Origin of the sequence: Micromonospora sp. MH33 (genome assembly GCF_003013775.1) — a bacterium.
Taxonomy (GTDB): Bacteria; Actinomycetota; Actinomycetes; order Mycobacteriales; family Micromonosporaceae; genus Micromonospora; species Micromonospora fulviviridis.
In genome coordinates this window covers 1-7,584 of record NZ_MUYZ01000323.1, presented here as the reverse complement: position 1 = coordinate 7,584, position 7,584 = coordinate 1, and the positions used below count along the sequence as shown (strand labels likewise).

The following is a 7,584-nucleotide window of genomic DNA, read 5'->3' as shown; positions in this document are numbered from 1 at the left end:
CCGGTCGCTGGCGCGGCTGGCGGAGCCTCGCCGCCGAACTGCCCGAACCGCACGCCGCCCTGGCCGGGCGGGCGCTCGCGGTGGTCACCTGGCGGCGCACCCACCGCTGGTGCGGCGCGTGCCGGACCGAACTGGCCGACGTGCCGGGCGAGACCGCGCGACGCTGCCCCGCCTGCGGGCTGACCGGGTTCCTGCCGCTCTCCGTCGCGGTGCTGGTGGCGATCACCCGCCCCGGCCGGGCCGGCGGCCCCGACGAGCTGCTGCTGGTCCGGCACGCGTACGGGCCGACCGAGCTGTGGGCGCTGGTCGCCGGATTCGTCGAGGCGGGCGAGTCGCTGGAGGCGGCCGCCCACCGGGAGGTCGCCGAGGAGGTCGGGCTGGCCATCGGCCGACCCACCTACGTGGACAGCCAGCCCTGGGCCATGTCCGGGCCGGGCACCCTGCTCGCCGGCTTCACCGCCACCGTCACCGACCCGGCGGCCGAGCCGGTGGTCGACCCGAGGGAGCTGACCGAGGCGCGCTGGTTCCCGGTGGACGCGCTGCCGGCCGAGCTGCCCCCGGCGTACTCCATCTCACGCTGGTTGATCGACGCGGTCGCCGGGCCGCACTGAGGTCAGATCCCCAGCAGGGTCCGCAGGTGGCGGGGCGGCGGGCAGTCGTGCGCCAGCATGGCGTCGTGCCAGTCGCGCGGCGACACCCCGTCCGGCCGGGCGCGGGCGATGTCGGCCATCTCGCTGTAACCGACGAAGTAGGTGGAGAGCTGGGTGGAAGTGAGCAGCGCCCGCCGCCACTTGCCGGCCGCCTCGCCCTCCTCCTGGAAGCCGCGCCCGGTCATCAACGCCATGGCCTCGGACTCGGGCAGGTCCTCGCAGTGCACGAGCTGGTCGAGCAGCGCGTTGATGGTCATCCGGAGCTGCATCTTGAGCTGCTGGAGCCGGACCGGCAGCCCGCCGAAGCCGAGCCCGGCCATCAGCTCCTCGGTGTAGACCGCCCAGCCCTCGATGAACACCCCGGACTCGGTGAGCGCGCGGACCCGGGTCGGGCCGGCGTACCGGCGGGCGTGGGCGAGCTGGAGGAAATGGCCCGGCATCGCCTCGTGCACGGTCAGGTTGCGGATCATGTGGTCGTTGTATTCGCGGTAGAACGACTCGACCCGCTGCGCCGGCCAGTCCGCCGGGGTGGGCGCGATGCAGTAGAAGGTCGGCACGTCGGCCGTCTCCAACGGGCCGGGCGAGTCGCAGTAGGCCACCGCCACGCCCCGGGCGAACTCCGGCATCTCCTGGATCACGCACGGGTCGTCGACCAGGCTGATCAGGTCGTGGGCCCGGACGAAGTCGCTCGCCTCGTCGAGGGTGACCGAGGCGAGGTCGACGATGGTGGCGTCGTCCGGGTGCTCGGCGGCGAGCAGGTCCAGCGCCCGGCGTACCGTCTCGTCGTCGGCCGGGCCGCCGACCAGCTCGACGGCCGCCGCGCGGATCTCCGCGGTGACCCGGTCGAGGTTGTCCCAGGCGCGGCGCTGGATCTCCGCGGCGCTCAGCTCGGTGTCGAGGGTGTGCCAGAGCCGCGCCTCCCAGCGCCGCCGGCCCAGTCGGGGGTCGCGCCCCGGGCCGGCGTCGGCGGCCAGGCCGATGCGCAGCCAGGCCACGAACTCCTCCAGCGCGGCGATCGCCGCGGTGGCGGCCGGCTCGACCCGGTCGTGCAGCGCGGGCGCCTCGGCGAGCAGCCCGGGCACCTCGTCGCGGATCAGCGCCGCCGTGCCGGTGAACTGCCCGACCGCCGTCTCGGCATGGATCCGCGGCATGTCGCGCAGCGTCGCGCGCGCGGTCGCCAGCGCGTCGGGTACGGCCGCCAGCCGCCCGGCCAGGTGGGTCAGCCGCTCCTCGACCGGCGCGTACGGGCGGGCCATGAGGGCGTGCAGCAGCGGACCCGGGTTGTGCCGCAGCGGGTCCCACTCGTGGCCGCGGATCTCGGTCGCCTCGAACAGCCCGCGGTCGACCATGCTGCTGAGCAGCGCGTGGTCGACGCGTTCCTCGACGTCGAGCGCGTCGGGGTCGATCTCGGAGAGCGCGTCGGCCGCGTCCTTCAGCATCGCCTGGTCGGCGGCGAGGGCGTCGGCCGACAGGTCGGGCAGCCGGTCGTCGTACCGGTGGTCCCCGGCCGAGGTGGCCAGCCCGGGCCGGCTCTCCAGCAACGCCTCCACGATCCGCTCGGCGAGCGGCACGAACGACTCCATGCCGACGACCCTACCGATCTCCGCCGACGTTTCCGGTGCCGCCGGCGCGGGCGCGGCCCGTCCGGTCAGCCGGTCCGGTCCGGGGCGGCGCGTTCGGCGGCGCGGACGGCCTCCGCGTACGCCAAGGCGGCGCGGCGGAGGGCGGCCTCGGGGTCGATGCCGGCCTGTCTCGCGGCGGCGACCGTGGCCAGGAGGCCGGCGCCGAGTCGCGCCTCGGGGTCGACCTGGGATTCCGCCAGGGGTGGGGGGACCGCCAGACCGATGCGGCCGGCACGGTCCAGGATCTTCGCGGCCAGGGCGAGCGCCGGCTGGCTCAACGCGATGCCGTCCAGCACCGACTCGCGGGTCTTCTCGGCCCGCTTGATCCGTTCCCAGTTGGCCTCGATCTCCTCGATCGAGCCGGCCTGCTCACCGGAGAAGACGTGCGGGTTGCGGCGGACCATCTTGTCGACCAGGCCGCCGGCCACGTCGTCGACCGTCCAGCGCTTCCCCTCCGGCAGGTCCTCGGCCAGCCGGGCGTGCAGCAGCACCTGGAGCAGCACGTCGCCCAGCTCCTCGCGGAGCCCGTCGGTGTCGTCGGCGCTGATCGCGTCGTACGCCTCGTAGCACTCCTCCAGCAGGAAGCCGGCCAGGCTGCGGTGGGTCTGCGCCCGCTTCCACGGGTCACCGCCCGGCGAGGCGAGCCGGTCCATCACCTCGACCGCGTCGAGCAGCCGGGCCCCCGGCGGGTCCCAGGAGCCGTACATCAGCTCCAGCTCGGCCAGGCCGGGTTGGCGGGCCAGCCGCAGCCCCAGCTCGCGGGCGAGCGCCTCGTCGCCGGCCGGGCCGGCCAGCCAGACCGCGCTGCCGTGCGCGGCCGCCGCCTCGAGCAACGCCTGCGTGGCGCCCTCGGTCACCACGCTGACCTCGGCGCCCGTCGACCGGACCGCCGTGGCCAGCTCGCTCTCCGCGCCGGCCAGCACCGGCGCGGAGCGTACGACGTCCCAGGCGGCCGCGGTCAGCAGGCCGGCCGGCAGCCGGGGCGAGGTGACCAGCAGGACGATGCGCGCGGTCATGCTCAGGGCGCCACCGACGCGCTCGGGTCGGCCGTCCCCGGCTCGGTCGACTCGGGCTCCGGGGTGGAGATCTCGGTGACCGCGGAGCCGGACTCGCCCAGCGGCACGGAGACCGCCGCCACGTCGCCCTTGAAGCTGAGCAGCGGGAAGAGCAGCGGGCGGTAGCGCGGGTTCACCGAGACGTCGTAGCCGCCGATCGCGTCGGCGAGCACCTTGCGGGTGGCCAGCGCGGACCGGAGCTGCGAACCGTCGAGCTGCCCGGCGGCGTCCGCGTCGCTGACGTCCGGCGGGATGGCGCCGGCGGAGCGGCCCGCCGCGATCACGGTCGCCAGCTCCTCCTGGGTGGGAGCCGCCTGCTCGCCGGCCGGCAGCCCGGACAGGCAGGTGTAGAACTCAGCCACCCGCTGCGGGTAGGCGGCGTCGGCCGGCAGGCCCGTCTGCTGGGCGACCTGCGCCGGGCTGACCTGCCCCTGCGGCTGGTAGCCCTTGTCGGCGGAGAGGTCCCGGCACACGTCCAGCAGCACCAGGGTGGCCACCACCTGGTCCCGGCCCGGCAGCATGGCGGAGGCCTGCTGCGCGGTGGCCGGCGAGGCGGCGAGGCCGTCCCGCATCTCGTCGAGGATCGAGGTGACCTGGTCCTCGGTGACCCGGTGGTCACCGATGTAGGCGGCGACCCCGGGCTCGGTACGGCAACCGGTGAGGGCGACGAGGCCGACCGCCACGCTGGCGACGGCGACAAGACGGCGAGCACGCATGACGGCCACTCTCTCACGGCCGGCGCCCGGCTGTGACGCCGCCCACCTCACCGCGCACCCGCCCCGGCCGGCTGCGCCGCGACCGGCTCCCCCAGCACATCGGAGAGGAGCTGCGCGCACCACTCCAGCAGCGCCTGGTCGCGCAGCGGCTCGCCGCCGACCCGGCGGGTGCTCGGCCGGGGCACGCTGACCTGGTCGAGCGCCTGCTTGTAGACCGAGTCCGGGTGGTAGCGCTTGAGCCGCAGCTGCTTCGAGTCGGGCAGCGGCAGCGGGCCGAACCGGATGTGCTTGCCCTGCATCGACACGTCGGTGAGGCCGTACCGCCGGGCCAACAGCCGGAACCGGGCCACCGCGACCAGGTTCTGCACCGGCGCGGGCGGCTCGCCGTAGCGATCCGTCATCTCGGCAACCACCTCGCGCAGCCGCTCCTCGTCGCGGGCCTCGGCCAGCTTGCGGTACATCTCCAGGCGCAGCCGCTCCACGCCGACGTAGTCGTGCGGCAGGTGCGCGTCGATCGGGAGATCCACCTTGACCTCGGTCTCCTCCTCCGCGTGCTCACCCTTGAACGCGGAGACCGCCTCGCCGACCATCCGGACGTAGAGGTCGAAGCCGACGCCCTCGATGTGCCCGGACTGCTCGCCGCCGAGCAGGTTGCCGGCGCCCCGGATCTCCAGGTCCTTCATGGCCACGTACATGCCGGCGCCCAGCTCGGTGTGCTGGGCGATGGTGGCCAGCCGCTCGTGGGCGTTCTCGGTGAGCGGCTTGTCCGGCGGGTAGAGGAAGTAGGCGTACGCCCGCTCCCGGCCCCGGCCGACCCGACCCCGGATCTGGTGCAGCTGGGCCAGGCCGAGCAGGTCGGCCCGCTCGACGATGAGGGTGTTGGCGTTGGGGATGTCGATGCCGGACTCCACGATCGTGGTGCAGACCAGGACGTCGAACTCCTTCTCCCAGAAGCCGACCATCACCTTCTCCAGCGCTTCCTCGCCCATCTGGCCGTGCGCCACCGCGACCCGGGCCTCGGGCACCAGCTCGCGGATCCGGCGGGCCGCCCTGTCGATCGACTCGACCCGGTTGTGCAGGTAGAAGACCTGCCCGTCGCGGAGCAGCTCGCGGTGGATCGAGGCGGCCACCTGCCGGTCGTCGTACGCCCCCACGAAGGTCAGCACCGGGTGCCGCTCCTCCGGCGGGGTCGCGATGGTGGACATCTCCCGGATGCCGGTGATCGCCATCTCCAGGGTGCGCGGGATCGGGGTGGCCGACATGGCCAGCACGTCGACCGAGGCGCGCAGCGTCTTCAGGTGCTCCTTGTGCTCGACACCGAAGCGCTGCTCCTCGTCGATGATGACCAGCCCGAGCTGCTTGAACCGGGTGGCCGACTGGAGCAGCCGGTGGGTGCCGATGACGACGTCGACTGTGCCGTCGGCGACCATCTCCAGCGTCCGCTCGGTCTCCTTCGGCGTCTGGAACCGGGAGAGCTGCCGGATGCTGATCGGAAACTGGCTCATCCGCTCGGCGAAGGTGTTGTGGTGCTGCTGCACCAGCAGGGTGGTGGGCACCAGCACGGCCACCTGCTTGCCGTCCTGCACCGCCTTGAACGCCGCCCGGACCGCGATCTCGGTCTTGCCGTAGCCGACGTCGCCGCAGATCAGCCGGTCCATCGGGACGGTCTGCTCCATGTCCCGCTTGACCTCTTCGATGGCGGCCAGCTGGTCGGGCGTCTCCTGCCAGGGGAAGGCGTCCTCCAGCTCGCGCTGCCACGGGGTGTCCGGGCCGAACGAGTGCCCCTTGGACGCCTTCCGGGCGGCGTAGAGCTGGATCAGCTGGGCGGCGATCTCGCGGACCGCCTTGCGGGCCCGGGCCTTGGACTTCTGCCAGTCCGAGCCACCCATCTTGTGCAGGGTGGGCTGCTCGCCGCCGACGTAGCGGGAGAGCTGGTCGAGCTGGTCGGTGGGGACGAAGAGGCGGTCGCCGGGCTGGCCGCGCTTGCTCGGCGCGTACTCGATGACCAGGTATTCCCGGCTCGCGCCGTTGACCGTGCGCTGGACCAGCTCGACGTACCGCCCGATGCCGTGCTGCTCGTGCACCACGTGGTCGCCGGCCCTGAGCTCCAGCGGGTCGATGGTGTTGCGCCGCCGGCTCGGCATCTTGCGCATGTCGCGGGTGGAGGTGCCCCGGCCGCCGGTGACGTCGTTGCCGGTGAGCAGCACGAACCGGGACGCCTCGTCGACGAAGCCGGCGGTCAGGCAGCCGCAGGAGACCAGCACGTCGCCGGGGGCGGGCGCGGCCGGCACCTCCTCGGTGAGCCGGGCGCCGAGGCCGGCGTCGCGGAGCACCTCGACGGCCCGCTGGGCGGGGCCGTGCCCCTCGAAGACCAGCGCGATCGACCAGCCCTCGCCGGCCCAGCGCCTGAGGTCGTCGACCACCCGGGCGGTCTCGCCGTGGTAGAGCGGGGCGGGCTGGGCGGCCAGGGTCACCGCGATGGCGTCGTCCGGGGTGACGTCGACCTCCGTGGGGGCGTCCTCCCAGGGCTGAGGGGCGGGCGCGGCCTCCGCCTCGACCAGGCCGAACGGGGCGAGGGTCCACCAGGGCTGACGCAGGGCGCGGGCGCGGGTCCGTACGTCGGCCAGGGTTTTGAAGGCAGCGGCGCCGAGGTCGACCGGGGCCTGGCCCCCGACGGCGGCCGCGGCCCAGCTGGCCTGGAGGAACTCGTCGGAGGTACGCACCAGGTCGTGCGCCCGGGTGCGGATCCGCTCGGGGTCGCAGAGCAGCACGTGGGTGCCGGCCGGCATGGTGTCGACCAGCAGCTCCAGGCTGTCGCTGCCGAGCAGTGCGGGGACCAGCGACTCCATCCCCTCGACGGGGATGCCCTCGGCCAGCTTGTCGAGGATCTCGGCCAGCTCGGGGTGCTCCTGCGCGAGCGCGGCGGCCCGCTTGCGCACGCCGGGGGTGAGCAGCAGCTCGCGGCACGGCGGCGCCCAGAGCTGCGGCACGCCCTCGATGGTGCGCTGGTCGGCGACGGCGAAGGTGCGGATCTCCTCCACCTCGTCGCCCCAGAACTCGACCCGGGACGGGTGCTCGTCGGTGGGCGGGAAGACGTCGAGGATGCCGCCGCGCACGGCGAACTCGCCGCGCTTGGTGACCAGGTCGACCCGGGCGTACGCCATGTCGGTGAGCCGGCGGGCGACCTCCTCCAGGTCCGCCTCGTCGCCGGCGGCGAGCTGCACCGGCTCCAGGTCGCCGAGCCCCTTGAGCTGCGGCTGGAGCAGTGAGCGGACGGGCGCCACGACGACCCGCAGCGGGCCGGTGCGGCCGTGCGCGTCGGCCGAGCCGGGGTGGGCCAGCCGGCGCAGCACGGCCAGCCGCCGCCCGACGGTGTCGGAGCGGGGCGAGAGCCGCTCGTGCGGCAGCGTCTCCCAGGACGGGAAGACCGCCACCTGCTCCGGGGGCAGCAGGCTGCCCAGCGCGGCGGCGAGGTCGTCGGCCTCGCGGGTGGTGGCCGTCACGGCGAGCACGGGACGGCCGGCGCCGCCGGCCGGCTCGT

The 7,584-nt window shown here is 74.4% G+C and carries 5 protein-coding genes; 1 reads left to right on the top strand and 4 read right to left on the bottom strand.

What is annotated here, in order from left to right; translation table 11 throughout:
- Positions 1-611, top strand: a 611-nt coding sequence (locus tag B0E53_RS30945; protein WP_107079220.1) for an NUDIX domain-containing protein, incomplete at its 5' end; no start/stop codon positions are given.
- A gap of 2 nt (positions 612-613) precedes the next feature.
- Here the strand turns inward: B0E53_RS30945 and B0E53_RS30940 are convergent.
- From B0E53_RS30940 to mfd, 4 genes are all read right to left on the bottom strand, one after another.
- Entirely contained in the window at positions 614-2,233 is a 1,620-nt protein-coding gene (locus tag B0E53_RS30940; RefSeq protein ID WP_107079219.1) for a DUF885 domain-containing protein, read from the bottom strand.
- Between the two features lie 65 nt (positions 2,234-2,298).
- Positions 2,299-3,288 carry a nucleoside triphosphate pyrophosphohydrolase gene (locus B0E53_RS30935; protein ID WP_107079218.1) on the bottom strand — a complete coding sequence of 330 codons (990 nt, stop codon included), beginning with the start codon at positions 3,286-3,288 and terminating at the stop codon, positions 2,299-2,301.
- Positions 3,289-3,290: 2 nt separating this feature from the next.
- The gene (locus tag B0E53_RS30930) at positions 3,291-4,043 is read right to left on the bottom strand and encodes a hypothetical protein (protein ID WP_107079221.1); all 753 of its coding nucleotides are present in this window, start codon (positions 4,041-4,043) and stop codon (positions 3,291-3,293) included.
- A gap of 47 nt (positions 4,044-4,090) precedes the next feature.
- Positions 4,091-7,584: transcription-repair coupling factor (mfd, locus tag B0E53_RS30925; protein ID WP_107079217.1), on the bottom strand; the 3,494-nt coding region annotated here is incomplete at its 5' end.